The sequence below is a fragment of the Bradyrhizobium sp. USDA 4538 genome (genome assembly GCF_024171045.1).
Taxonomy (GTDB): domain Bacteria; phylum Pseudomonadota; class Alphaproteobacteria; order Rhizobiales; family Xanthobacteraceae; genus Bradyrhizobium; species Bradyrhizobium australafricanum.
In genome coordinates this window covers 767675-794639 of record NZ_JALJZE010000001.1, presented here as the reverse complement: position 1 = coordinate 794639, position 26965 = coordinate 767675, and the positions used below count along the sequence as shown (strand labels likewise).

Below are 26965 nucleotides of genomic sequence, written 5' to 3'. Positions count from 1 at the left end.
ACACCGCCCCCCGCAGCCGTGGCCGCCAGGCTGGACAGCGTTCCCCTTTCATTGCCCGCAAAGACCGCGCCCGCAGCGACAAGCAAGGCGCCCGCCCGCACCGACCGGCCGTTCAAGGGCATCGCGCTGATCCTGCTGTCGACCGTGTTCCTGGGCACCTCCGACGTCACGGCAAAATATCTCTCCTCCACGCTGCCCTCGATCGAGATCGCCTGGATCCGCTTCCTGGTGTTTGCGATGATCATGACGCCGGCGATGCTGCCAGGCTCGCCGCTGTTCGCGCTGCGCAGCAGCCGTCCCGGCCTGCACGTGCTGCGCGGCGCCGCGCTGCTCGGCTCCTCGCTGATCTTCATCACGGGGCTCGGCTTCCTGCCGATCGCCGAAGCCTCCGCCACCAGCTTCGTCTCGCCGCTGTTCGTCACCGCGCTGTCGATCGCTTTCCTCGGTGAGAGGGTCGGCATGCGACGCTGGATCGCGACCGCGGTCGGCCTCGCCGGCGTGTTCATCATCCTGCGGCCGGGCACCAGTGCCTTCCATCCCGCCGCGATCTTTCCGATCGTCTCGGCGCTGGCGTGGGCGGCCACGTTGATCCTGACGCGCATGATGAGCGGCAGCGAGCGCCCGATCACCGTGATGACCTATTCGTCGATCGTCGGCGTCGCCATCGTCAGCGCGCTGGTGCCGTTCGTCTGGGTCACGCCGAGCTGGCACGACATCATGTTCGGCATCCTGATCGGCGTTGCGTCCACCGTCGGACAGTGGATCGTGGTGCTGGCGTTCCGCTATGGCGATGCCTCGGTGCTCGCGCCGTTCTCCTACACGCAGCTGCTGTGGGTCAGCATCCTCGGCTTCATGATCTTCGGCGAAGTGCCCGACCGTTGGACCATTCTCGGCGCCGGCTTCATCGTCGCCTCAGGCCTCTACACCGCGCATCGCGAGCGCGTCCGACGGTCGCAGCTGCTGACCGTGGCCAGCGAGCCGTCGCCGAACGCCTGAGCGTCCGGACGAAATCGTGCGTCGGTTGCGAAGCCGGCTTCAACTAGCGTTGCGCGGGTACAACAGTCGGGCCGAAATCTTTGATCTCGGATCGCTGAATCACCGGATTTCGGAAACGATCGGCAACCTCACGGTTCGCCGCGTGCTAACCCTAGCCCCAAGAGCGCCGCAGAGCGTTTGGGGGTCGGGTACGTGCATTTTGGTTCGTTCTTTTTCCTGTCAGGCGGTCGGTCGTCTCGCGCTGCGATGGCCTTGGCACTCTGCGCCCTGACCAGCGCAATCGCGTTGCCGACCGGCTCGGCACAAGCGCAAAGCTACACCTGGGGCGGCACGGGCAGCTCGACGAGCACCGATGTCTACGAACTCCCGACCAACTGGTCGACCACGTCGGCCGGCGCGCCACCGATCCTCCCGAACCAGTCAGCCATTTTCGATTCATCGGGATCGGCGACGGTCACCATCGGGCCCGGCTTGATGCTGCCGGGGTCCTGGACCTTCACCGCCAATTCGCAATCCTACACGATCAATGGCAACCCGGTTGGCTTCAGCCTGTCCGGGCCGACCGGCGGCCTGATCAACCAGGCCAACAACGGCCGGACCATCACGATCAACGCCAACCTCACCGACGGCATTGGCGGTCCGGCGATGGTGCAGCAGCTCGGCAACAGCACGCTGGTGCTCGCGGGCACCAATGCCTATTCCGGCGGCACGCTGATCTCCGCCGGAACCGTGCAGGTGACGAATGCGGATTCGGTCGGCACCGGCGCCATCACGCTCAATGGCGGCACGTTCCAGATGCAGTCGCCGACGGTCTCGAGCGTCGCCTTCGCCAACAACATCGCGGTCAATGCGGCCGGCGGCACGGTCGATGCGAACGGCGCCCAGGTCAATCTCCAGGGCGTGATCGCCGACGGCGTCGGCGCCGGGGTTCTGCGCCTGATCGACTCGTCCGCGTCCGGATTCTCCAATGTGCAGCTCTCCGGCGCCAACACCTATTCCGGCGGCACGCTGGTGGTCGATACGACCGTTGTCGTCAGCAACAACAGTTCGGTCGGGTCAGGCACCGTCACGCTCGACAATGCCTCGTTTCAGGCCGACGGCCTCAGCAACCTGACCTTCGCCAACAACTTCAAGATCAATACGTCGGCCATCGGCAGCGCGATCGATGCCAATGGCGTCACGCTCACGATCGCCGGCAACATCGCCGACGGCAACGGCCCCGGCAAGCTGACCGTGCTGGATAATTCAGGCGGCCTCGGCCGCGTGGTGCTGCTCGGCACCAACACCTACACCGGCGGCACCACGATCTGCGATTGCGCGACATTGCAACTCGGCGACGCCAGCCACACCGCTTCAATCGTCGGCGAGGTCGCCGTCGACGGCAAGTTCGACATCGTGAATGCCAACACCGCGGGCATCACCAAGATCGTCAACGACGGCTTCAACGGGATCGCCACCACGACGTTCTACAATTCCACCACGGCGTCGACGGCGACGATCGTCAACCAGAATTTCGGCATCACGGAGTTTCGCGACAGCAGCACCGCTGGCAATGCCACCGTGAGCAACACCAATGGTGCGCTCACAGTGTTCCGCGACACCAGTTCTGCCAGCAACGCCAGGTTCACCAACACCAACGGCGGCACTGTGGTGTTCGGCGACGCGTTTGGTCCTCCCGGCGGCTCCGACACCAGCACGGCCGCCAAGGCCGTGATCGACAACTCCAACGGCGGCGCCGCGGTGTTTCTGGGCCACACCAATGCAGGGCAGGCCACCATCACCAACGGCACCAATGGCGGCTCGACGCAGTTTTTCGAGTCCTCATCTGCGGCTTCGGCAACCATCGTTACGCTCGCGGGCGGTCAGGTCGCCTTTTTTCAGAACAGCACGGCGGCGAACGCCAGTTTCGACAACAGCGGCGTGCTCTATTTCGGATCTGTCGGTATCAACCCGGTGGAGGCGCCGACCGCGGCCAACGCGACGATCGTCAATCGGGCTGGCGGCGTTCTCCAGTTCGATGCCTATGCCACCGCGGGCAATGCGATTATCGACAACCAGGCCGGCAGCCAACACATCTTCACGGCGTTCGCTACCGCGGGCGACGCCACCATTACCACTGAAGCCGGCAGTACCATTAAGTTCTTCAACAACGCGACCGGCGGCAACGCACAGTTCATCACCAACGGCACCGGACTGGTCGATTTCTCGCTCAGCACGGGGCTGAACGGCGACGGGCGCATCACCGCGGGTTCGATCGCAGGCTCCGGCTTCTATTATATCGGCTCAGGCAACACCCTCGCCGTTGGCAGCAATAATCTCTCGACGACGCTCAGCGGCGTGCTTGCCGACTTCGATCCGTTGAACCCATTCCATATCTGTGGCTGTTTCGGCGGCGGTCGCACCGGTCCGGCGAATTTTGAAAAGACCGGCAGCGGCAGGCTGACCCTGTCGGGCACCAATACCTACACCGGCACCACCGTCGTCAATGGCGGCATTCTGCAGGTCGACGGCTCGATCGCCTCGTCGAGCCTCACCACGGTGAATGCCGGCGGCGCGCTCTCCGGCATCGGCACCGTCGGCAACACGACGATTGCAAGCGGCGGCATCCTGATGCCCGGCAACGCGACACCAGGCACATCCCTGAACGTGGCGGGCAACCTCGCCTTCCAGTCGGGGGCACTGTACCTCGTCGGGCTCAATTCGACGGCGTCCACCTTGGCCAAGGTGAGCGGCAGTGCGAAGCTGGCCGGATCGGTCGGCGTCAGCGTCGCCGCCGGCAGTACGATTGCCAAGCAATACACCATCCTGTCGGCGGCCGGCGGCCGCAACGGCACGTTCGCCGGTGTCGATTCAACCGGGCTGCCGTCGAACCTCGTCGCGACGCTCGGCTATGACGCGAGCAACACCTATCTGAACTTCACGCTCGATTACGGCGCGAAGTCGAAGCTGAACGTCAATCAGCAGAACGTCGCCGCCACACTGCAGAACTTCTTCAACGCCAATGGCGGTATCAACGCGGTGTTCGCCGGGCTGTCGCCGGCCGGCTTGACGCAGGCCTCGGGCGAGGGCGCGACCGGTTCGCAGCAGGCGACGTTCAACGCGATGGGCCTGTTCCTCGGTCTGCTGACCGATCCGTTCGTCGCCGGGCGCGATGGTGGGTTTGGCGGCGGCGCGGGGGCGACGCCGTTCGCCGAGAAGAGCATGCCGCTCGCCTATGCGGCGCGCCAGAGCGAGCCGCGCGATGCGCTGGCCGCGATCTACACCAAGGCGCCGCCGCGGCTGGTCGATTTCGAGCAGCGCTGGAGCGTATGGGCGGCGGGCTATGGCGGCTCGCAGACCACCAGCGGCAATGCGGTGCTGGGCTCGAACAACACCAGCAGCAGCCTCTATGGCACCGCGGTTGGCGCCGACTACCGCTTCTCGCCGAACACCATTGCCGGCTTTGCGCTCGCCGGCGGCGCCACCAGCTTCAGCGTCAACGGTCTCGGCTGGGGTCGCTCCGATCTGTTCCAGGCCGGCGCATTCGTTCGCCACAGCGTCGGCGCCGCGTACTTAAGCGCGGCGCTCGCCTATGGCTGGCAGGATGTCACCACCGATCGCATCGTCACCGCGGCCGGCGCCGATCACCTGCGCGCCAACTTCAATGCCAATGCCTGGTCTGGCCGGCTCGAGGGCGGCTATCGCACTGCCACGCCGTGGATCGGGCTGACGCCTTACGCCGCGGCGCAGTTCACGAGCTTCGAGCTGCCGGCCTATGCGGAAAGCGTGGCCTCCGGCGGCGGCGCCTTCGCGCTGAATTATGCAGCGAAGAGCGTCACCGACGTCAGGAGCGAACTCGGCCTGCGCGCCGACAAGTCGTTCGCGGTCGACGGCGGCATCGTGACGCTGCGCGGCCGCGTCGCCTGGGCGCATGACTTCAATCCGGACCGCACCGTTGGTGCGGTGTTCCAGACGCTGCCCGGCGCGGCCTTCGTGGTCAACGGCGCGGCGCAGGCCAGCGACTCGGCGCTGACCACGGCCTCCGCCGAGCTGAAGTGGCGCAACGGCTGGTCGGCGGCTGCGACCTTCGAGGGCGAATTCTCCAACGTGACACAGTCTTACGCCGGCAAGGGCGTTATGCGCTATACGTGGTGACCCTCCGTGCTATAGCCTCCTGCGGCGAAAGCTTGTCCCGGACTTGATCCGCGACAGCATTTCGCGAGACGAAATACGCATCAAAATGAGTGGGACAAAACCCACGCGGGAGGGAATATGCGCGCAGCGATCTTCAGGAACGGCGAGATGGTCGTCGACCGGGTGCCCGAGCCGAAGCCCGGCGCCGGCCAGGTGCTGGTCAAATCGCTCGCCTGCGGCATCTGCGGTTCCGATCTGCACGCACGCAAGCATGCCCACCGCATGGTGGAGCTGAGCAAGTTCCTGCCCGGTCGCACGCCGATGGATCTGTCGCGCGACGTCGTGTTCGGCCATGAGTTCTGCTGCGAGGTCCTCGACTACGGCCCGAACACGACGCGCAAGCTGAAGCCCGGGACGAAAGTGTGCTCGCTGCCGGCGCTGCTGACGCCGGAGGGCCCGAAGGGCATCGGCTATTCCAACGATTATCTCGGCGGCTATGCCGAGCAGATGCTGCTCAGCGAGCCGCTGCTGCTCGAAGTGCCGAACGGGCTTGCGGCCGAGCACGCCGCGCTCACCGAGCCGCTTGCGGTCGGCGTGCATGCGGTGGCGATGGCCAACATCCAGGGCGGCGAGGTGCCGCTGGTGATCGGCTGCGGACCGGTCGGGCTGGCGGTGATTGCGGCGCTGAAGATCAGGGGGCTTGGACCGATCGTTGCTGCCGATTATTCGCCGGCGCGGCGCCTGCTCGCCGAGAAGATGGGCGCCGATGTGGTGGTCGATCCCGCCAAGACGCAGCCCTATGCGAGCTGGGCCGAGCACGCCCAGATGACCGACGCGGAGAAGGCGGCGCGGCCGCCGATGCAGGCGCTGCTGCCGCCGCTGAAGCCCGCGCTGATTTTCGAATGCGTCGGCGTGCCCGGCGTGCTGCAGCAGGTGTTCGAGGGCGCCCCGCGCAGCGCCCGTGTCGTCGTGGTCGGCGTCTGCATGGAGACCGACAAGTCCGAGCCGATGCTCGGCATCATCAAGGAGCTCAACGTCCAATATGTGCTCGGCTACACGCCCGAGGAATTTGCCTATTCGCTGCGCCTGATCGCGGAAGGCAAGGTGGATGCCGCCTCGCTGGTCACTGGCCGCGTCGGCATCGACGGCGTCGCGCAGGCGTTTGCCGATCTCGCCAATCCCGAGGCGCACACCAAGATCCTGGTCGAACCGTGGCGCTGATTTGGCGTTGAACGCGGCGGTAAACTGACGGCGAGGGGCGCGGTTTGCATTTCGTGACGCCGAACCTATAGTTCGCTGTCTCGTATCGCACTGACAGCACGCACCTCATGCGAATTTCGATCATCACCGGAGGCGGCTCCGGCATCGGCGCCGCAGTCGCGCGCCGGCTCGCCGGCCCCGCTCAATCCCTGATGCTGCACGGACAGGGCACCACCGCCGTCGGCCTCGCGCGGCTGAATTCGGTTGCGGAGGAATGCCGCGGCAAGGGCGCAAGGGTCGAGGTCAGCACCGGCGATCTCGCCAAGGCCGGCGCCGGCACCGCGCTGGTCGCGGCAACGCGGGCCGCGTTCGGGCCGATCGACAGCATCGTGCACGCCGCGGGCTTTGCCGACCGGCGCGAGTTCGCCGGCCTGCCGCGCGAGGCGCTGGAGCGCGCCTTCGCGGTGATGGCGGCGGCCTTCCATGAAATCGCGGCGGCGGCGCTGTCCGACCTCACGCGCAGCGCGCAAGGCCGCGTCGTCGCGGTGTCGAGCTTCGGGCCGCATCGCTTCGTGCCCGGCGCCACCTATCCGGCATCGGCCGCCGCGAAGGCCGCGCTCGAGGTGCTGGTGAAGTCGCTCGCGATCGAGCTCGCCGCGTCAGGCGCCACCGCCAACGCCGTGATGCCGGGCTACACCCGCAAGGATCCCGGCCTGTTCGGCGCGCTTGATACCGCGACCTGGGAGAGCGTCGCAAAGGCCAATCCGATGCAGCGGCTGGCCGAGGCCGACGAGGTCGCGGCCGTCGTCGCCTTCCTGCTGTCGCCGGAAGCAAGCCACGTCACTGGCGCGACGCTGCCGGTCGATGGCGGCCTGACCTTGATGTGACGCCATGAGCGAGGGCGAACCAACAGAGCAGGTCGATGTTGCGGTGCTCGGTGCCGGCATGGTCGGCGTCTCGGCGGGCCTCGCCGCGCAACAGCGCGGGCTCTCCGTCGTCGTCGTCGATCGCCGCGAGCCCGGCAGCGAAACCTCCTACGGCAATGCCGGCATCATCTCCTCGGGCTCGATCCTGCCGCTCAATACGCCGTCGCTGCTGAAGAACCTGCCGAAATATCTGACCAACGCGCATCCGGCGCTGCGCTGGAACATTGCGTGGGCGCTCGCCAATACCGGCTGGGTGATCCGCTTCCTCGCGGCGGCAACGCCGTCGCAGACCAAACCGCGCGCCGCCGCGCTGCACGGCCTGATCAGGACCTCGCTGAAGCTGCATCGCGACTGGATCGTGCAGGCCGGCGCCGGCCATCGCATCCGCGAAACCGGCTGGCTCAAGGCCTGGCGCAGCGACGGGCTCGCCGCCGCCCAGGCTGAGCAGGCAGCGCTCGCCGAGTTCGGCATCCGGAGCGAGGTGCTTGATCGGCAGGCGATCTCCGCGCTCGAGCCCAACATCATTCCTGCCTATAGCGTCGGCCTGCTGCACACGCAGACGGCATCGGTCGATTCACCCGGCGCAGTGGTCAAGGCCTACGCGCAGATGTTCGCCGCTGGCGGGGGCACGATCAGGCAATCCGGAATCCGGCGGATCGAGCCGCACGGCGACGGCTGGCGCGTGCAGCTCGCCGACGGCGAGATCGCCGCGCGCCATGTCGTGGTCGCGCTCGGGCCGTGGTCGGCCGAGCTGCTGCAGCCGCTCGGCTATCGCGTGCCGCTGGCGTTCGAGCGCGGCTATCATCAGCATTTCGTGCCGAACCCGGCACGCAAATTGCTGCGGCCGATCCATGATGCGGAGGGCGGCTTTCTGATGACGCCGATGGAGCAGGGCGTTCGCGTCACCAGCGGCGTCGAGCTCACCGCGCGCGACGCGCCGTCGAATTTTTCGCAGCTCGAGGCGGTGGTGCCGATGGCGCGCAGCGTGGTCGAATTCGGCGATGCGGTCGGCGAGCGCTGGCGCGGCGCGCGGCCGACGCTGCCCGACAGCCTGCCGATGATCGGTAAGGCGCCGCGGCATCGCGGACTCTGGCTCGCCTTCGGCAACCAGCATATCGGCTTCACCACCGGCCCCGGAACGGGCGCCGCAATTGCGGCGATGATCGCGGGCGATGCGCCGCCGTTTGAGGTCAAGGCATTTTCGCCCGGCCGGTATATCGCGTGACTTGCGCGAGGCCGCCTGCAATGTTTGGCGATCAAGCGCGCGGCAACCGAGGGGCAGGATGAACTACGTCTGGGATTTCGGCATCCTTGCCAAGTACAGCCATCTGTTCTGGCTCGGGCTCGGCTGGACCATCGCCTACACCATCGGCACCATCATCCTCGGGACCTTGATCGGCCTGATCGTCGGCATGCTGCGGCTGCGGCGCATTCCGGTGATCGACTGGCTCCTGATCGCCTATATCGAGACATTCCGCTGCACGCCGCTGCTGGTGCAGATCATCTGGTTCTACTATGCGTTTCCGGTGGTGATCGGCGTCAACATCCCGGCGCATGTCGCCGCCGTCAGCGTGCTGTCGCTCTATGGCGGCGCGTTCTATGCCGAGATCGTGCGCGGCTCGATCGAGAGCGTGCCGGTCGGGCAGTGGGACGCGGCGAAGGCGCTCGGCTTCCGCGGCTGGCGCCTGATGCGGCTCGTGATCCTGCCGCAGGCGCTGAAGCCGATGATGGCGCCCTATGTCAACCAGTCGGTCACGCAGCTCAAGAACACCTCGCTGGTCTCGATCATCGCGGTACCCGATCTCGTCTACAACGCGACCTTGATCAACGCCGACACCTACCGGCCGCTCGAGGTCTACACCATCGTGGCGCTGATCTATTTCGCGATCCTGTTCCCGTCGACGCTGGTGGCCAGGCGGCTGGAGCGCGGGCTGACCTACGACAAGGTGTGAGTTGCTTGACCTCTCCCGCTTGCGGGGGAGGTCGGATCGCATCGTTAGATGCGATCCGGGTGGGGGCTCTCTCCATACATAGGGTGTCGCTTGTGGCGACACCCCCACCCCGGCCCTCCCCGCAAGCGGGAGAGGGAGATCACTGCCGTCTCGGCAATCGCCTCAGATACTCAACTCCACCGGTACATCCTCGGGCTTGACGCCGGCAAGGCCGAGGCCCTTGACGAACCATTCGCGCATCTGGCCGATGCCGCGGTTGTAGTCGATCCAAACCGAGAGAAAATCGCGCCAGCGCTTGTCGGCTTCGCGCCGTACCGCCGTGCCGCTCGCGATCGTCACCGACGGCGAGGCCAGGATCTTGTAGGTGCCGAGGTTCGGATTCTTGGCGATCGCGGTCAGCCCGAGCACCAGCGCGTTGACCACGCAGTCGACGCGACCCGACGACATTTCCAGCATCACCTCGTCGCGCGACTTCAGCGACTTGATGGTGGCGTTCGGCGCAAAGCGGCGCGCCACCGCCTCGTTGGCCGAGCCGACGTCGACAGCGATCTTGACCTCGGGCTTGTTGATGTCGGCCCAGGTCTTGGCTTCCAGCCCCTTCTTCAGCATCGCGCCGAACGGATGCGGGAACACCAGATTGGTGAAATCGACCACCAGCGCGCGCTGCGGCGTCGGGTTGAGCGCGAAGCCGAGGTCGATCTTGTTGGCCTGCAGATCGAGGATTGAATTGCCGTAGGTCGACTCGACATATTCCAGCTTGACGTCGAGCAGTTTGGCCAGATCGTTGGCCATCTCGATCGAGAAGCCGGACCAGGTGCCCGAGGCAAGGTCCTTGTTGAAATAGGGCAGCTCGCCCGGCAGCACCGCGATCCGCAGCACCTTGTTGGCCCGGATGCGATCCAGCGTGTTGTCGGCCGGCGTCTGCGCCGAGGCCGGCGTTGCCATCGCGGCCGCGAGCGCCGCGCCGCCGCCGATCCCGAGCGCATAGCGCAGCGCGTCGCGGCGATCTTCGGAGATTTTGATGTCGTCGGATTGAGTCAAGCGGGCCTCCCTGCACCAGATCGGGGGAAGCCTAGCGTCGGTACCCGGTGCCAGCAAGTGCGCGCGTCTGCACCATTGGTAGGCAAGGCGAGGGCGCGGTCGCCTACGTGCCGGACTTCACCTCTCCCGCTTGTGGGGGAGGTCGAATAAGCCGCGAACCGCGCCCTTAGGGGTTAGCAACGATAGGTCATGTTCGCCCCTGTGACCGAAGAAAAGAAAACGGCGGGGAAGCTCAGTTCGGCTACCCAATCGAGCACTTGGTTGTCTGTCTGGGTTTCTGGGCTTGAAAGGTGTGGAAATTGAAAAAGCACCGTCCCGTGAATGTCCAAAAGAACGAGACGATCGATAACCCAAACATCACCGTCGTCGGTCGAGAAAAATTTTGCCAGCAATTCTGCTGTTCCGTCAGAACGAAGCCTGAGAGTGGGGCCGTTGTTCAGGGTGCCGTTCAAGAAGCCGGACAGCTTGCAATCGCCGTAACGAATAGGCGCGCTCCAACTAAGGTCAAGGGTTTGGATAGCATGTGTCGCAACACCCTTATAGCTTTCTGGCTGGTCGGTCGCCGAGCTTTTGCTTTCAAGATGTTCTTTCAACATAGCGTACGCCTCCTTCTAGCCCGCGAATTGCGAGCAACCTCTGGTTTAAAGGGAGGGCGCAAAAGGACCAGTGAGCTGCCTCACAATCTGCAATCGCGATTTAGTGATCCTCCCCCGTAAGCGGGGGAGGACAGAGCGTGCTCGTGCCCAGAATCAATATCGTCCCGGCACGTACATCTCCTGCGGGATCGGGCCGCGGTGATAGTCCGGGTTGCGCACCCGCGGCGGCAGCACCACCGGCTGGTGGGTGACCGCCTGATAGGGGATCTGGCTCAAGAGATGCGAGATGCAGTTGAGCCGGGCGCGCTTCTTGTCGACTGCATCGACGATCCACCACGGCGAGTCCTGCAGGTGCGTGCGTTCCAGCATCGTTTCCTTGGCCTTGGTGTAGAGCTCCCAGCGGGTCCGCGCCTCGACGTCCATCGGGCTCAGCTTCCACTGCTTCAGCGGATCCTGGATCCGCATCGAGAAGCGGAACGCCTGTTCCTCGTCGGTGATCGAGAACCAGTATTTCAGGAGGACGGTGCCGGAGCGGATCAGCATGCGCTCGAATTCCGGCACCGAGTTGAAGAATTCCTCATACTGCTCGTCGCTGCAGAACCCCATCACCTTCTCGACGCCGGCGCGGTTGTACCAGCTGCGGTCGAACAGCACGATCTCGCCGCCGGCCGGCAGATGCGAGACATAGCGCTGGAAGTACCATTGCGTGCGCTCGCGCTCGTTCGGCGCCGGCAGCGCCGCGATCCGGCAGACCCGCGGGTTGAGCCGCTGGGTGATGCGCTTGATCACGCCGCCCTTGCCGGCGGAATCGCGGCCCTCGAACAGCACGACGACCTTCTTCTTCTCGTGCTGCACCCAATCCTGCAGCTTGACCAGTTCGCCCTGCAGCCGCAGCAATTCGCGGAAATAGAACTTGCGGTCGATCGACGGCCTGCCGGCGGCGCCGTCATGGTCGAGCTCGTCGAGCCTCATGTCGTCGAGCTCGAGCTCGAGTTCCTCGTCGAGGCTGTCGGCCATCTCCTGATGGATGCGGGCGCGCAAGGCTTCATCCCGCAAGGCTTCGTCCCGCAAGGCTTCATCCCGGGAGGCTTCGTCGGTGAGGGCTGAGGTCGTCATGAAGGTCCGTCTTTCAGTGTGTTAGATGGATCGGACGGCAGCATTGACGGGCGATGTTACCCCTCTATGACAATGCCGTGACCGCTGTTTCACGCCGCCGGGCGGACTGTGCTAACAAGCCGACAAAACCAAAAAGGGAGATGTGCCGATGATTTCGCTCACGCCAAAAGACGTCCTGCCGGAGGACGGCACCGCCGGCACGCTGGTCGGGCGGGTCTGGTTGCCGCAGGCCGGCGGGCCGGCCGTCGTCGCGGTGCGGGCAGACGGTGTGTTCGATGTCACGGCGCGGTTCCCGACGGTGAGCGCGCTCTGCGAGGAAAGCGATCCCGCGGCCGCGCTGCGCGCCACGGGCGGCGAGCGGATCGGCGATTTCGAGGCGATCCTCGCCAACACCCCGCCCGACGGCCGCGACAAGGCCAGGCCGCATCTGCTGGCGCCGGTCGATCTCCAGGTGCTGAAGGCCGCCGGCGTCACCTTCGCGATCTCGATGCTGGAGCGCGTGATCGAGGAGCGGGCGCGCGGCAATCCGTCCTCGGCGGACGCGATCCGCAAGGAAGTGGTGCGCCTGGTCGGCGACGATCTCTCCAAGCTGAAGCCCGGCTCCGAGCAGGCGATGAAACTGAAGCAGGTGCTGATCGATCAGAATGCCTGGAGCCAGTATCTCGAGGTCGGCATCGGTCCCGACGCCGAAGTGTTCACCAAGGCGCCGACGCTGTCCTCGGTCGGATCAGGCATGGATGCCGGGCTGCATCCGAAGTCGACCTGGAATAATCCGGAGCCGGAGGTCGTGCTTGTTGTCTCCGCCGCCGGCAAGATCGTCGGCGCCGCGCTGGGCAACGACGTCAATCTGCGCGACTTCGAGGGGCGCTCGGCGCTGTTGCTGTCGAAGGCCAAGGACAACAACGCTTCCTGCGCGATCGGCCCGCTGCTCCGGCTATTCGACCAGACCTTCTCGCTCGACGATGTCAGGAAGATGGATGTCGGCCTGACCGTGACTGGCGCAGACGGCTTCGTGCTCGAGGGCCATTCCTCGATCAGCAAGATCAGCCGCGACCCGACCGATCTGGTCGCCCAGACCATCGGCCCCGTGCATCAATATCCTGATGGATTTGCGCTGTTCCTCGGCACGATGTTCGCGCCGGTCAAGGATCGCGATGCCAAGGGCGAGGGCTTTACCCACAAGCGCGACGACATCGTGACCATCGCCGCACCGCAGCTCGGCAAGCTGGTCAACCGGATGCGCAATAGCGACGAATGCGAGCCCTGGACCTTCGGCGTCGGTGCGCTGATGAAGAACCTCGCACAGCGCAAGGTGCTGTGAGGATCAGGACGGGGCGGCGAGTCCACACCTCGGCCGCTTCGTCGGCCGTGTGCGGCCTGTCGCGTGGCGGCAGGTCGGCGCCGGGTTGCGCCGACAATCCGGTGACGTTCAGCCGCCTCTCGCAGCGCGTTGAACGACGACGATGGTGACTGTGCCGAAGCGGCGGCGTTGCCGAACATGTTCAGAAACCTGCGCGGCAGATCGACCGTGTGGCGCAACTTGCGCGCGCTAAAACACGCGGAATTTGCCGCTTTTTCCTAGCTTTATGTGAACCAGTTCATCCTCGTTCGCGCCGGTCCGCTCCAGCATATTGGCTCGACGCGAACAGAAGGAATCGCGGACATGAGCGAGCAGCCATCAAACGGAATGCCCGATTGGCTCACCACCGATATGCTGGTCATTGCCGTCTCACTGGCCATCATCGTGATTGGGATATGGATCGCGCCGTAGCCTGGTTGTCGCGGCGAGGCCGTCCAGCCGGGCAGGGCGCCAGCGGCAATCACTGAGTTGCCCGACGGCGCAAGCCTCTTTTGCAAAACGGAACGAGATGCAAAGCTCGGACGATTCACACACTCAGTGTCGTCCCTGCGAAAGCAGGGACCCATAACCCCAAATACAAATTGTTAAGCGATGCTGCAACGGCGAGTCCCTCTCACAACAACTGCTGCGGCGTATGGGTCCCGGCCTTCGCCGGGACGACACTGTGGGGTTGGCGTCATTCGAGTGACCAACCAACGCCCTCACACCGGCAACGCCGTCGAATACTTCACCTGGCTCAGCGCAAAGCTCGACTCGATGGAGGCGATGCCGTCGAGCCGGGTCAGCTTGTTCTTCAGGAATGCCTCGTAGGAGGAAAGGTCGGCGGCGACGACGCGCAGCAGATAGTCGCGGTTGCCGGTCATCAGGTAGCATTCGAGCACCTCGTCCCATTTCGAGATCGCGCGCGCGAAGCGGTTGAGGTCTTCCTCCTTCTGCCGCGCCAGCTTGATCGAGATGAAGACGGAGACGTGCAGCCCGATCGACTTCTGGTCGACGGTTGCGATGTAGCGAGAGATCACGCCGCGCTCCTCGAGCAGCTTGACCCGGCGGTGGCAAGGCGACACCGACAACCCGACCTTGTCGGCGAGTTCCTGCATGGTCATGCGGCTGTCGGTCTGGAGCAGACTCAGGATCTTGCGGTCGATGGCATCGAGGGCAGGCATTGGGATGAACTCGTCAGTTGAAGTTGGATCGTGGGAATTTATCCCAATTTTTCCTGTGCTGTCGCGTGGAATTGAGATTTTCGCCGACGCCTGCGGCAGTAACATTCCGGCGTATCGCCCGGAGCATTGCCATGGGAATCGCGCCTGAACGCCTCGACATGCTGTCCGCCCTGGCCCGCAAGGTGCTGTGGCTGTCCTCGTGGACCATCCATCACGCCAATCACGTGCGGCCCTCTACCGACGGGTTGAAGGTCGGCGGCCACCAGGCCTCGTCGGCCTCGCTCGCCAACATCATGTCGGCGCTTTATTTCTCGGTGTTGCGCCCGCAGGACCGCGTCGCGGTGAAGCCGCATGCGAGCCCGGTGTTCCACGCCATCCAGTATCTGTTCGGCCACCAGACCCGCGACAAGCTGGAGAATTTTCGCGGCTACAAGGGCGCGCAGTCCTACCCCTCGCGCACCAAGGACAGCGACGACGTCGACTTCTCGACCGGCTCGGTCGGCCTCGGCGTCGCGCAGACGCTGTTCGCCTCGCTGGTGCAGGATTACGTCAAGGCGCACGGCTGGCTGCAGGACCGGCCTGAGGGCCGCATGATCGCGCTGGTCGGCGACGCCGAGATGGACGAGGGCAACATCTTCGAGGCGTTGCTCGAAGGCTGGAAGCACGGCCTGCGCAACACCTGGTGGGTGGTCGACTACAACAGGCAGTCGCTCGACGCCGTGGTGCGCGAGGGGCTGTGGGCCAAGTTCGAGACCATGTTCCGCAACTTCGGCTGGGACGTGGTGATCGTGAAGTACGGCAAGCTGATGCTCGAGGCGTTCGCCGAGCCCGGCGGCGAGGCGCTGCGGCGCTGGATCGACAACTGCCCGAACCAGATGTACGCCGCGCTCTGCTTTCAGGGCGGCGCCGCGTTCCGCAAGCATCTGCGCGACGACATTGGCGACCAGGGTGAGGTGTCGGCGCTGATCGAGCGCCGCAGCGATGACGAGTTGCTGGCGCTGATGTCGAACCTCGGCGGCCACGATATGGCGAGCATGATCGAGGCCTTCGAGGCGATCGACCATGATCGGCCGGTCTGCTTCATCGCCTATACCATCAAGGGTGTCGGCCTGCCGATGCAGGGCCACAAGGACAACCACGCCGGCCTGATGACGGTCGCCCAGATGGAGAAGTGGCGCGCCGCGCAGAATATCCGCCCCGGCCACGAGTGGGACAAGTTCGAGGGCCTTTCGCAGGAGCCTGCGAAGCTCGAGGCCTTCCTGGCCGAGGCGCCGTTCAACCGCGAGGGGCGCCGCCGCCTGTCGGCGCCAGAAATCGACGTGCCGGAACGGCTGGCCTTCAAGGCCTCGGCGCAGATGTCGACGCAACAGGGTTTTGGTCTCGTGCTGCACGAACTGGCGCGCGGCGATAGCGAACTCGCCTCGCGCATCGTCACCGCATCGCCCGATGTCACCGTGTCGACCAATCTCGGCGCCTGGGTCAACCGCCGCGGCCTGTTCGCGAAGGCGGAGAACCACGACTTGTTCCGGCAGGAGAAGATCCCGTCCGCCTACACCTGGGAATATTCGCCGAAGGGACAGCACCTCGAGCTCGGCATCGCCGAGATGAATCTGTTCATCATGCTGTCGGCGCTCGGCCTGTCGCACCAGATCAACGGCGCGCGGCTGTTGCCGGTCGGCACGCTGTACGATCCCTTCATCGAACGCGGCCTCGATGCGCTGAACTATGCCTGCTACCAGGATGCCCGCTTCATGGTGGCGGCGACGCCGTCGGGCATCTCGCTGGCGCCGGAAGGCGGCGCGCATCAGTCGATCAAGACGCCCTTGATCGGGATCGGGCAGGACGGGCTCGCCTCGTTCGATCCGGCCTTCGTCGATGAACTTGCCGTGATCATGGGCTGGGGCTTTGGCCACATGCAGCGCGAGGGTGCCGAGGGTGGTTCGGTTTACTTGCGACTCTCGACCCGTACGCTGGAGCAGCCGCAACGGATCATGACCCCGGACCTGCAGCGCGACATCACCGACGGCGCCTATTGGATGCGCAAGCCGGGCCCGAACTGCGACATCGTCATTGCGTATACCGGCACCGTCGCGCCGGAGGCGATCGAGGCGGTCGGCCTGATCGGCGAGAGCCACCGCGACGTCGGTCTGCTGGCGGTCACCTCCGCCGACCGGCTCTACGCGGGTTGGTCCGCCGCGCGGAATTTGCGCCGCGACCGCCGCGGCGCGCAGCATTTGAGTCATATCGAGCGCATGCTGGCGCCGCTCGGCCGCGACTGCGGCATTGTGACCGTGATCGACGGCCATCCGGCAACGCTCGGCTGGCTCGGCAGCGTGCGCGGCCACCGTGTCGAGGCGCTCGGTGTCGAGCATTTCGGCCAGACCGGCACGATCAGCGACCTCTACCGCCACTACGGCATCGACGCCAACGCCATCATCGACGCGGCGGAAAGCGTCTCGGTCGGCGCCCCGGTGCGGCATCGCAAGATGGCGGTGTAGCATCACCGGAAGGGGAGTGCGAAGGAGCCTTGCCACACGTGCGGCTCGGCCCTTATATCTCGCGGACGCGCACGAGCCGCGTCCCGCATATGGCGGGTTCAATTCGCCGGGCTTTCGTGCAAGGATGCCTGCCGAACGCTTTCGTTCCCCATTCCATACGCCCCGTACAAGAGGTTTCCGATGGTCAATCGCATGCAATTCTACATCGACGGCGCCTGGGTCGATCCCGTCGTCAAAGGCAAGTCCACCCCGGTCGTCAATCCGGCAACCGAAGAAGCGATGTATGAGATTGCGCTCGGCTCCAAGGCCGATGTCGACAAGGCAGTCGCCGCCGCCAAGCGCGCCTTCGAGACCTTTTCCCGGACCAGCCGCGAGGAGCGCGTCGCGCTGCTCACCAAGATCGTCGAGGTCTACAAGGGCCGCATGAAGGAGATCGGCGCGGCCGTCTCCGACGAAATGGGCGCGCCGTTGCCGATGGCCGAGAAGCTGCAGGCCGGCGCCGGCCTTGGCCACCTCATGAACACCCTCGAAGTGCTGAAGAAGTACGAGTTCGAGGAGACCATGGGCACCGCCGTGATCGTGCGCGAGCCGGTCGGCGTCGTCGGCATGATCACCCCCTGGAACTGGCCGCTGAACCAGATCGCCTGCAAGGTCGCGCCCGCGCTCGCCGCCGGTTGCACCATGATCCTGAAGCCGTCGGAGTTCACCCCGACCTCGGCGCTGATCTTCGCGGAAATCCTCCATGAAGCCGGCGTGCCGAAGGGCGTGTTCAACCTGCTCAACGGCCTCGGCCCGGAGGTAGGTGCGGCGATGAGCGAGCACCCGGACATCGACATGATCTCGTTCACCGGTTCGACCCGCGCCGGCGTCGACGTCGCCAAGCGTGCGGCCCCGACCGTGAAGCGCGTCAGCCAGGAGCTCGGCGGCAAGTCGCCGAACGTGATCCTCGACGGTGCCGACCTGACCAAGGCGGTGACCGGCGGCGTGATGCACATGTTCAACAACTCGGGCCAGTCCTGCAACGCGCCGTCGCGCATGATCGTGCCGCTCTCCAAGATGAAGGAAGTGGCCGCCATCGCGAAGGGCGTCGCCGACAAGACCAAGGCGGGCGATCCGCGTGCCGACGGCACCACGATCGGTCCGGTGGTCAACCGCGGCCAGTGGGACAAGATCCAGGCGCTGATCCAGAAGGGCATCGACGAGGGCGCAACGCTCGTCGCCGGCGGCCCGGGCCTGCCCGAGGGCGTCAACAAGGGCTTCTATGTCCGTCCGACCATCTTCGCCGACGTCACCAACGACATGACGATCGCCCGCGAAGAGATCTTCGGACCGGTGCTGACCATCCTCGGCGCCAAGGACGAAGCCGACGCGGTGAAGATCGCCAACGACACGCCGTATGGTCTCGCCGGTTACGTCTCCGCCGACACCGTGGAAACCGCGCGCCGCGTCGGCCGCCAGATCCGCGCCGGCAACGTCAACCTGCAGGGCGTGCCGAACGAGCGCACCGCACCGTTCGGTGGCTACAAGCAGTCCGGCAACGGCCGCGAGTGGGGCCGCTACGGTCTGGAAGAATATCTCGAGGCCAAGGCGGTCGCCGGCTACAACGCCGCGTAAGCCGAGCCACGAGAGACAACATTCTGGCGCCGGGGCAGGCAACTGCTCCGGCGTCAGCCATTTTGGGGGCGCAAGGTCTTGCAGAGTGCGAATCTTGCGAAGATGAAGGTTGCAGTCTCGCCGTCATTGCGAGCGAAGCGAAGCAATCCATCTCTCCTCACGGGCGGACAGATGGATTGCTTCGTCGCTTCGCTCCTCGCAATGACGGCCGGGCTAGCCGCCGAGCGCGCCTTGGGTGTTGACGTAGAGCGCATAGATCGACTGGCTCGCCGCCATGAACAGGCGGTTGCGCTTGACGCCGCCGAAGCAGAGGTTGGCGCAGCGCTCCGGCAGCGCGATGCGGCCGATCATGACGCCGTCGGGCGCGAACACGACGACGCCGTCGAGTTCGGGATCACCCATGCCCCAGCCGCACCACAGATTGCCGTCGATGTCGCAGCGCATGCCGTCGGGCGTGCCCGGGCCGGCGTCGATGAAGACGCGCTTGTTGGAGATCGTCTTGCCGTCGGCTGCGACGTCATAGGCGAGGATCTTGCGGTTCGGTTCGCCGCGGGATTCCACGACGTAGAGGATCTTCTCGTCCGGCGAGAAGCACAGCCCGTTCGGTCCCAGCACGCCCTCGGCGACGATGGTGGCCTCGCGGGTTGCGGGATCGAGCCGGTAGACGTTGGGCTCGATCTCGGGATCGGCCTTGTAGCCTTCGTAGTTGCCGAGCAGGCCGAAGATCGGATCGGTGAACCAGATCGAGCCGTCGGATTTCACCACGACGTCGTTCGGCGAGTTCAGCCGCTTGCCGCCGTAGGAATCGATCAGCACCGTAATCGACCCGTCATATTCGGTGCGCACCACGCGGCGGCCGCCATGCTCGCAGGTGATCAGCCGGCCCTGGCGGTCGCGGGTGTTGCCGTTGGCGAAGTTCGACGGCTTGCGGAAGATGCTGACCGCGCCGGTCTCTTCCTCCCATTTGAGGATGCGCTGGTTCGGGATGTCGCTGCACAACAGATAGCGGCCGTCGCCGAACCACACCGGACCTTCGGCCCAGCGCAGGCCGGTCGCGATGCGCTCGACGGCGGAGAGTTTCAGCCAGTATTTCTCGAAGCGCGGATCGAGCGCGCGGATCGCGGGATCGGGATAGCAGGTCGCGGGACGCCAGCCGGCGGAATGAACATCGGACATTTGCTGTTCTCGTTGTTGTGTTTCGATGGTGTTTCCTTGAGCGCCTGGTTTGCTATCATTGTCGGCCTGCGACCGCAATTCGATCGCAGCAATCAGGAAAGAAGAGGGACGGCATGCCACGCATATTGATGACGGGCGCATCGGGGGGAATCGGAACGAGCCTGCGCAAGCTGCTGCCGCCGATCTATCCGGATCTCCTGCTGAGCGATATCAAGCAGCCCTCCGATCTCGGCAGCAACGAAAAGTTCAAGGCGGCCGATCTCGCCGACCTTGCGCAGGTCGAGGCGATCTGCGAGGGCGTCGACGGCATCCTGCATTTCGGCGGCTATTCGGTGGAAGGACCCTGGGACGCGATCCTGCAGTCCAACATCATCGGCTGCTACAATCTGTTCGAGGCGGCGCGCAAAAAGGGCGTCAAGCGCGTGATCTTCGCCTCGTCCAATCACGCGGTCGGGTTCTATCCGCGTCATCACCGCATCGGCACCGACGTCACCGCGCGGCCGGATAGTCGTTATGGTGTGAGCAAGGTGTTCGGCGAAGGCGTCGGCGCGCTCTATGCCGACAAGCACGGCATCAAGGTCACGTGCCTCCGGATCGGCAATTTCGGTGAGGCGCCGCTCGACCACCGCAGGCTCTCGATCTGGCTCAAGCCGGAAGACCTCGTCCAGCTCTGCCGCATCGGGCTCGAGCATCCCGACATCCATTTCGAGGTGCTGTACGGCGCGTCCTACAATGAGCGCTCGTGGTGGGACAATCACCGCGCCTACGATCTCGGCTATCGTCCGACCGGAAGGGCTGAAGATTTCCGCGAGCACGCGATGGCCGAGCAGGCCAAGCTGCCGCCGGATCCGGTCGGCGACTATTACCAGGGCGGCGCGTTCTGCAGCATGGAGTTCGACGGCGACAAGGAGAGGGTGATCGACTGGAAGAAGTGATCAATCCTCGCATTGCGGCAGTTGCTTCACGGATTCGGTGTGCTGCTGCGCCTCCTTCGAACCTTGCCCGGATGTCTTGGGCGGGCTGCCGGGCCCGTCAAAGGTCTCGGCGAAGTGCGTGAGGGGAAAGGCGAGGCTTATGGTCTGCCCGGTGAGGTTCTTGGCTTCGACAGCGATCGTCTGCGCGTGCTTCAGCCGCTCGATCATTTCGCCGTCGGCCTCGAGCGTGCCGCCGCAGCCGAGCGTGTAGCAATGCGGCCTCGCGATCTGGATCGGCTCGTCCTGATCGATGCGGAGGCTGATCGTGCCTTCCAGCATGGTCCGCGTTCCGACATTGGCGCTCACGATCGCGCGCTTGCTGCTCTGCGGCGAGACGCTGAGTGTGCCGCCCGATGGCGAGCACCGACCGCGCGCGGCTGCGCCGACGAAGCAGCTCGCCTCTGTCAGGCACGTCTTGGTCCAGGGCTCGTAGGTGAGCTGCGTCGCGCGCGGATCGGCCGCTTCGCCAACGCCGCCGAGCGCAAGCTGCACGGCCAGCGATCCAAGGAATATAGCCACATAGCGCATCGCGGTCTCCTTCACGAGGAGGCCGCGTATCGCGCTATTGCGGCTTTTTGTCGTTGGAGATGCGGACGAGATAATCCGCCTTGCTGTACTGCATGTGATCGACGCAAAGCTGCGCCAGCGCCCAGCTGTCGCGGCCCTTCAAGAGCTCGATCATCAATTCGTGCTGGCGGCGCGACAATGCGAGGCCCTCGCTGTCGGCGAGATTCTTGGCGCGCATCGGCAGTGTCAGGTTCATGTAGTCCTGCAATGAGCGGACGAGGTAAGGATTGCCACAGGCGGAGAACAGCGCGAGGTGGAATGCATCGTTGGTCTCGTGAATGCCGCGCATGTCCTGCGCCTCGGCCTTGATGCAGTAGTGCCGTTGCAGTTCGCTCAACTGGTCGATCAGGCTTTGCGGCGCGGGCAGGGCGATCATCAGCGCGGCCTGGCGCGTCAACATCTCGCGCACCTCATAGATCTGCCGCACTTCCTCGGCCGAATAGAACCGTACCGTAGCGCCGACATTCTTCTCGCGCAGCACGATGCCCTGGCGCTCGAGCTGGAACAGCGCCTGGCGGACGAAATGCCGGCTCGCGCCATAGCGCTGCATCAGGTTATCCTCGACCAGCCGCAAACCGGGTGCGAAGCGGCCGAAGATGATGTCCTCCTCCAGCCGGCGGATCACCTCCGCCTGTTCCTCCTCGCGCGAGGGGGCCTGGAGTTCGGGCAATGTGGGCTCGGCTGTCATGCGCTCTCGGCTTTGGATCGGTGCCTGAGGTCAGCATAGCGCCACGGTTATTGTCAATAATGGGGGCGATTTTGCCGCAGACCAGCCACCCGCCGCGACCGGATTATCTCATATTGACAATAATTCCTGCCGCTCCTTAAGTGCGGCCGAACAACCACGGGACGAGAAGAAAATGGCCGACGGACTTCGCAAGGGACTGACAAGCTATGGTGACGCCGGCTTCTCGCTGTTCCTGCGCAAGGCGTTCATCAAGGCGATGGGCTATTCTGACGATGCGCTCAATCGCCCGATCGTCGGCATCACCAACACCTACAGCGACTACAATCCCTGCCACGGCAACGTGCCGCAGATCATCGAGGCCGTGAAGCGCGGCGTGATGCTGTCGGGCGCGATGCCGTTCGTGTTCCCGACCATCTCGATCGCGGAGAGCTTTGCGCACCCGACCTCGATGTATCTGCGCAACCTGATGGCGATGGATACCGAGGAAATGATCCGCGCCCAGCCGATGGATGCGGTGATCGTGATCGGCGGTTGCGACAAGACCTTGCCGGCGCAGATCATGGCTGCGATCAGCGCCGATCTGCCGACGGTGGTGATTCCGGTCGGGCCCATGGTCGTCGGCCATCACAAGGGCGAGGTGCTCGGCGCCTGCACGGACTGCCGCCGGCTGTGGGGCAAGTATCGCGCCGGCGAGATCGACGACAACGAGATCGAGGCGGTGAACGGCCGCCTCGCGCCCTCGGTCGGCACCTGCATGGTGATGGGCACTGCCTCCACCATGGCCTGCATCACCGAGGCGCTCGGCCTGTCGCTGCCGATGAGCGCGACGATCCCGGCGCCCCATGCCGAACGCTTCCGTTCCGCCGAGGCCAGCGGCCGCGTCGCCGCCGAGATGGCGAAGACCAAGGGACCGAAGCCGAGCGAGATCCTGACGCCATCCTCGTTCCGCAACGCCCAGGTCGTCATGCAGGCGATCGGCGGTTCGACTAACGGGCTGATCCACCTCACGGCGATCGCCAACCGCTCGCCGCACAGGATCGACCTCGAGGCGTTCGACAAGCTCGGCCGCGAGGTCCCCGTGCTGGTCGACCTCAAGCCGTCGGGCGAACACTACATGGAGCATTTCCATCACGCCGGTGGCGTGCCGAAGCTGATGGCGCAGCTCGGCGACCTCATCGATCTCGATGCCAAAACCATCACCGGCCAGACCTTGCGCGAGGTCGTCGCCAATGCCGAGGATGTGCCGGGGCAGGACGCGATCCGCTCCAAGGCGAACCCGATCAAATCCGAAGGCGCGATGGCGATCCTGCACGGCAATCTCGCGCCGCGCGGCGCCGTTATCAAGCAGTCGGCGGCGAGCCCGAAACTATTGCAGCACACCGGCCGCGCCGTGGTGTTCGAATCGGTCGAGGACATGACGCTGCGGGTCGACGATCCCGCGCTCGATGTGACCGCCGACGACGTGTTGGTGCTGCGCAATGCCGGCCCGAAGGGCGCGCCGGGCATGCCGGAGGCAGGTTACCTGCCGATCCCGAAGAAACTGGCGCGCGCCGGCGTGAAGGACATGGTCCGCATCTCCGATGCGCGAATGAGCGGCACCGCGTTCGGCACCATCGTGCTGCACATCACGCCGGAATCCGCGGTCGGCGGTCCGCTCGGGCTGGTGCGGAACGGCGACATGATCCGGCTCGATGTCGCCAAGCGCAGCATCGATCTTTTGGTCGACGAGGCCGAATTGCAGAAGCGCCGCGACGCGCTCGCGCCGGCCGGTTCGCCCGATTGGGCCAAGCGCGGCTACGCGCATCTCTTCAACGACACCATCCTGCAGGCCGACGAAGGCTGCGATTTCGACTTCATGCGCGCCAAGGGCAAGTAGCAAGTCGCCGGTGTCGTTCGGCCCGGCGGTCGAATTGTCGATAATTTCTGCGTTGCGGCACTCAATGATACCCGCAGGCGGCTCGTTTCTCCTGTTTTATTGACAATCCCGCGCGACTGGTGGGATGATCCCCTCAATCAAGAACAGGGGGAACGTTGCGATGGGCTATTCAGCCAGGATCGTCGGGATTGCCATGGCCGCGGCAGCGCTGCTGCTGTCCGCGGGCGCCGGCGCGCAGGAGGTAAAGCACTTCCGCTTCGCGCACGATCAGCAGCTCAATACCGGTTATAGCGTCGCCTACGACATGTTCTCCGCCAAGCTCAAGGAATTGAGCAAGGGGACCATGATCGTCGACCAGTATCCCGGTGCGCAGCTCGGCCAGGAGCCGCAGCTGCTGCAGCTTGTGAAATCCGGAGACATTGAATTCGCCATCATCTCGTCGGCGAACACTGCAACCATCTCGCCGCAGGCCGGTGTGATGTCGCTGCACTTCCTGTTCCGCGACGCCAACCACGTGGTCAAGGCGCTTGCCGATCCGAAGGTGATCGATGCGATCAAGGCTATGATCGACGACACGTCGCAAGGCCTTCATGTCATCGCGACGGGCAGCCAAGGTGTGAGAAGCATCTATGCGAGGAAGGAAATCCACAACGTCGGCGACCTCAAGGGTGTAAAGATTCGCGTTCAGGCGACGGCTACGGAAGACACGATCTTCCCGGCTTACGCGGCGCAAACCGTCCATATGCCGTTCGGCAGCGTGTACACGTCATTGCAGACCGGCGTCGTCGATGCGGCGGAAAACAGCGTGAACGTTTACCTCGTCAATAAGCACTACGAAGTCGCGCCGGTGCTCTCGATGACCGAGCACGAGGCCAACAATGCGCTGCTGTTCGTCAGCGACAAGCTGTGGCAGAGCCTCTCAGCCGAGCAGAAGACCTGGGTGACGACGGCGGCCGCCGAGGTCAGCGCCAAGGAGCCGGCGAAGGCGTTCGAATTGGAGAAGAACGCGGCTGCGAAACTGAAATCGTTCGGCGTCAAGGTGGTCGAGGATGTGGACAAGAAGAGCTTTACCGCGATCGCCGATCCCTATCTCGACAAGCTCGCCAAGGATCTCGGGCCGCATGCGGAGAAGATCAAGAATTTGATCCGCGCGATCAACTAGCCCGGGTCGACGGGGAGCGCGAGCATGGCCATCGCCGACACACTGGTGCTGCAACGGCAGCGGCATCTGAAATGGCGGGCGCTCGACCGGCTCGAGCTGATCCTGATGATGCTGTGCGGCTTGCTGTGCTTCGGCTTCTCGCTGTCGGTGACCGCCGATATCGTCACCCGCACCATCGGTCATCCCTGGCTGTGGCTGCAGGAGGTGACCTCGACGCTGTTCATCTACGCGATCTTCATCGGGGCCGCGGTCGCGACACGGCGCAACGACCATCTCTATCTCACCGCGATCTCCGAAGCGCTGCATGGCAGGTCGCGGCTGTTCGTCGAGATCGTCATCCGTCTGGTGGTGCTGGGCGTCGCCTTCTGCCTGGTCTGGTACGGCTATCAAAATTACCTGCGAGGCTTCGGCAGCTTCCGCCTGCCGTCGGGTACGCCGATCGCCTCGCTCTATGCGGTGATTCCGCTGTCTGGCATCCTGATCGGCCTGTTCACGGTCGAGCAGCTCGTCAACGGGATCCGCAATGGCTTCGACCATCCGGAGCCGCCGGATGACGACCTTCCGATTCCTGCGATCGATACCCGCGCGACGACGGGAGTGCAGCCGTGAGCGCACCGGTCGTGCTTGCGCTGATGTCGTTCTGCTTCCTGTTCTTCGGCTATCTCGGCGTGCCGGTGCCGTTCTCACTGATGGCCGGCGTGTTCGTCGGCGCAGTGCTATCAGACGTCTCGCTGGCGGCGATCATCCAGAAGATCTTCGACGGCGTCGATTCCGAGGCGCTGCTTGCGATCCCGTTCTTCCTGCTGGTCGGCGAGCTCATGAGCTCGGCAAATGTCGTGGTCCGCATCGCCAATCTGTCGGTCTCTCTGGTCGGTCATATCAGGGGCGGGCTGTCGCAGGTCGTCGTCGTCTTCAGCATGTTCTTCTCGGAGATGTCGGGCTCGACCACCGCCGATGTCGCGGTCATGAGCCGGGCGCTCGGCGGGCCGATGCGGCGGGAAGGGTATGAGCCGGCCTTCATCGCCGCGATCATCGCCTCGGCGTCGACGATCGCAGCGCTGGTGCCGCCGAGCATCACGGCAGTGGTCTATGGCGCGGTCGGCAATGTCTCGATCGCCGGGCTGTTCATGGCCGGTGTGGTCCCCGGGCTGATGATCGGCTTCGGGCTGATGATTTATTGCTACTTCTTCGGTCCCTCGGGCCTGCGCAAGCCGCGCGCGCCGCTGCGCCAGGTTGCGTTCGCCGCCGGTGACGCGGCGCTGCCGATGATGATCCCGGTGATCCTGCTGGGCGGCATCCTGACCGGCTGGTTCACGCCGACCGAGGCCGGGGTGGTCGCGGTCGCCTACATCATCGTCGTGGTGATTCCGGCGCTGAACCGCGGGCACCTGAAGAAGATCCCGTACGATTTCTGTCTGGCGGGCCTGATCTTCTCGCTGCCGCTGATCACGATCGGCGCGGCGAACGCGTTCGGCTGGATGCTGGCCTATCTGCGCGGCGCGATCTACATCGCCGACTGGATCACCTCGATCGCCGGTAACGATCCGCACCTCATCATGCTCTTGATGGTGCTGTTGTTCACCGTGGTCGGCGACTTCATCGAGCCGGTGCCGACCATCATCATCTTCATGCCGCTGGTCAACGCCTTGACCCAGGCCGGCGACATCAACGGCGTGCATATGGGCGTGGTGCTGATCGCAACGCTGGCATTCGGCCTGATCACGCCGCCCTACGGGCTCGTGCTGCTGATGGCCTCGAAATTCGTCGGCATCAGTTTTGCAAAAGCGTTGCGGGCGGCGTTGCCGATCTATGTCGTGTTCCTGGTCACGATCTGCTTCACGATCTATTTTCCGAAGGTCGTGCTGTGGCTGCCCAAGCAGGTGATCCCGGAATCGGTCGGCTGCTTCAAGGCACCCGGCGGCACGGGGTACATTTGCCCGAACTAGC

The 26965-nt window shown here is 64.8% G+C and carries 21 protein-coding genes; 14 read left to right on the top strand and 7 right to left on the bottom strand.

The window, feature by feature from the left end; genetic code table 11:
• Nucleotides 1-51: 51 nt before the first annotated feature.
• The 6 genes from J2R78_RS03435 to J2R78_RS03410 all read left to right on the top strand — a co-directional run bounded on the left by J2R78_RS03435 (nt 52) and on the right by J2R78_RS03410 (nt 9187).
• Nucleotides 52-996, top strand: a complete 945-nt coding sequence (locus J2R78_RS03435) for a DMT family transporter (RefSeq protein ID WP_253590479.1) — start codon at nt 52-54, stop codon at nt 994-996.
• A 246-nt stretch (nt 997-1242) separates the two neighbouring features.
• Nucleotides 1243-5130, top strand: coding sequence for an autotransporter domain-containing protein (locus J2R78_RS03430; RefSeq protein WP_253609698.1), 3888 nt, complete (start codon nt 1243-1245; stop codon nt 5128-5130).
• 117 nt (nt 5131-5247) lie between these two features.
• Nucleotides 5248-6330 carry a zinc-binding dehydrogenase gene (locus J2R78_RS03425; RefSeq protein ID WP_253609697.1) on the top strand — a complete coding sequence of 361 codons (1083 nt, stop codon included), beginning with the start codon at nt 5248-5250 and terminating at the stop codon, nt 6328-6330.
• A 107-nt stretch (nt 6331-6437) separates the two neighbouring features.
• Nucleotides 6438-7196 (top strand): SDR family NAD(P)-dependent oxidoreductase, encoded by a 759-nt coding sequence (locus J2R78_RS03420; RefSeq protein WP_253609696.1) that lies wholly within the window; start codon nt 6438-6440, stop codon nt 7194-7196.
• Nucleotides 7197-7200: 4 nt separating this feature from the next.
• A complete protein-coding gene (locus J2R78_RS03415) occupies nt 7201-8460 on the top strand; it encodes an FAD-binding oxidoreductase (protein ID WP_253609695.1) in 1260 nt (419 codons plus the stop codon).
• Between the two features lie 58 nt (nt 8461-8518).
• Nucleotides 8519-9187: an amino acid ABC transporter permease gene (locus tag J2R78_RS03410; protein WP_074128493.1), complete on the top strand. Its 669-nt coding sequence runs from the start codon at nt 8519-8521 to the stop codon at nt 9185-9187.
• A 162-nt stretch (nt 9188-9349) separates the two neighbouring features.
• Here J2R78_RS03410 and J2R78_RS03405 read toward each other — a convergent pair whose 3' ends face one another.
• From J2R78_RS03405 to ppk2, 3 genes are all read right to left on the bottom strand, one after another.
• The gene (locus J2R78_RS03405) at nt 9350-10228 is read right to left on the bottom strand and encodes a transporter substrate-binding domain-containing protein (RefSeq protein WP_253609694.1); all 879 of its coding nucleotides are present in this window, start codon (nt 10226-10228) and stop codon (nt 9350-9352) included.
• A 173-nt stretch (nt 10229-10401) separates the two neighbouring features.
• Nucleotides 10402-10824: a DUF6294 family protein gene (locus J2R78_RS03400; RefSeq protein ID WP_028331873.1), complete on the bottom strand. Its 423-nt coding sequence runs from the start codon at nt 10822-10824 to the stop codon at nt 10402-10404.
• Nucleotides 10825-10977: 153 nt separating this feature from the next.
• Nucleotides 10978-11841: a polyphosphate kinase 2 gene (ppk2, locus tag J2R78_RS03395; RefSeq protein WP_253610070.1), complete on the bottom strand. Its 864-nt coding sequence runs from the start codon at nt 11839-11841 to the stop codon at nt 10978-10980.
• Nucleotides 11842-12088: 247 nt separating this feature from the next.
• On the opposite strand from ppk2, the gene J2R78_RS03390 reads away from it, so the two are divergent.
• Nucleotides 12089-13261 carry a fumarylacetoacetate hydrolase family protein gene (locus J2R78_RS03390; protein WP_229190791.1) on the top strand — a complete coding sequence of 391 codons (1173 nt, stop codon included), beginning with the start codon at nt 12089-12091 and terminating at the stop codon, nt 13259-13261.
• 740 nt (nt 13262-14001) lie between these two features.
• Here J2R78_RS03390 and J2R78_RS03385 read toward each other — a convergent pair.
• The gene (locus J2R78_RS03385; protein WP_016841346.1) at nt 14002-14463 is read right to left on the bottom strand and encodes an Lrp/AsnC family transcriptional regulator; all 462 of its coding nucleotides are present in this window, start codon (nt 14461-14463) and stop codon (nt 14002-14004) included.
• Between the two features lie 131 nt (nt 14464-14594).
• On the opposite strand from J2R78_RS03385, the gene J2R78_RS03380 reads away from it, so the two are divergent.
• Both J2R78_RS03380 and J2R78_RS03375 read left to right on the top strand, forming a co-directional pair.
• The gene (locus tag J2R78_RS03380) at nt 14595-16961 is read left to right on the top strand and encodes a transketolase (protein WP_253609693.1); all 2367 of its coding nucleotides are present in this window, start codon (nt 14595-14597) and stop codon (nt 16959-16961) included.
• 180 nt (nt 16962-17141) lie between these two features.
• Nucleotides 17142-18575: an aldehyde dehydrogenase family protein gene (locus J2R78_RS03375; RefSeq protein ID WP_076827004.1), complete on the top strand. Its 1434-nt coding sequence runs from the start codon at nt 17142-17144 to the stop codon at nt 18573-18575.
• 213 nt (nt 18576-18788) lie between these two features.
• Here J2R78_RS03375 and J2R78_RS03370 read toward each other — a convergent pair whose 3' ends face one another.
• Nucleotides 18789-19751, bottom strand: a complete 963-nt coding sequence (locus tag J2R78_RS03370; RefSeq protein WP_253609692.1) for an SMP-30/gluconolactonase/LRE family protein — start codon at nt 19749-19751, stop codon at nt 18789-18791.
• A 113-nt stretch (nt 19752-19864) separates the two neighbouring features.
• Between J2R78_RS03370 and J2R78_RS03365 the strand changes: the two genes are divergently transcribed.
• On the top strand, nt 19865-20686 hold the full coding sequence (locus J2R78_RS03365; protein ID WP_050384739.1) for an NAD(P)-dependent oxidoreductase: 822 nt from the start codon (nt 19865-19867) through the stop codon (nt 20684-20686).
• Here the strand turns inward: J2R78_RS03365 and J2R78_RS03360 are convergent, their stop codons facing one another.
• Nucleotides 20687-21253, bottom strand: coding sequence for an invasion associated locus B family protein (locus tag J2R78_RS03360; RefSeq protein ID WP_253609691.1), 567 nt, complete (start codon nt 21251-21253; stop codon nt 20687-20689). It lies immediately after the preceding gene.
• A 34-nt stretch (nt 21254-21287) separates the two neighbouring features.
• Nucleotides 21288-21980, bottom strand: coding sequence for a GntR family transcriptional regulator (locus tag J2R78_RS03355; protein ID WP_057017495.1), 693 nt, complete (start codon nt 21978-21980; stop codon nt 21288-21290).
• Between the two features lie 172 nt (nt 21981-22152).
• Between J2R78_RS03355 and J2R78_RS03350 the strand changes: the two genes are divergently transcribed.
• The 4 genes from J2R78_RS03350 (at nt 22153) to J2R78_RS03335 (ending at nt 26964) form a co-directional block, all read left to right on the top strand.
• Complete coding sequence (locus tag J2R78_RS03350) at nt 22153-23856, top strand: IlvD/Edd family dehydratase (RefSeq protein WP_253609690.1); 1704 nt, start codon at nt 22153-22155, stop codon at nt 23854-23856.
• Between the two features lie 160 nt (nt 23857-24016).
• Nucleotides 24017-25018 carry a TRAP transporter substrate-binding protein gene (locus tag J2R78_RS03345; RefSeq protein ID WP_225649176.1) on the top strand — a complete coding sequence of 334 codons (1002 nt, stop codon included), beginning with the start codon at nt 24017-24019 and terminating at the stop codon, nt 25016-25018.
• A 24-nt stretch (nt 25019-25042) separates the two neighbouring features.
• On the top strand, nt 25043-25627 hold the full coding sequence (locus tag J2R78_RS03340) for a TRAP transporter small permease (protein WP_225160774.1): 585 nt from the start codon (nt 25043-25045) through the stop codon (nt 25625-25627).
• A complete protein-coding gene (locus tag J2R78_RS03335; RefSeq protein ID WP_028331861.1) occupies nt 25624-26964 on the top strand; it encodes a TRAP transporter large permease in 1341 nt (446 codons plus the stop codon). The genes J2R78_RS03340 and J2R78_RS03335 overlap by 4 nt, the downstream gene beginning before the upstream one ends.
• The last annotated feature ends 1 nt before the right edge of the window (nt 26965 follow it).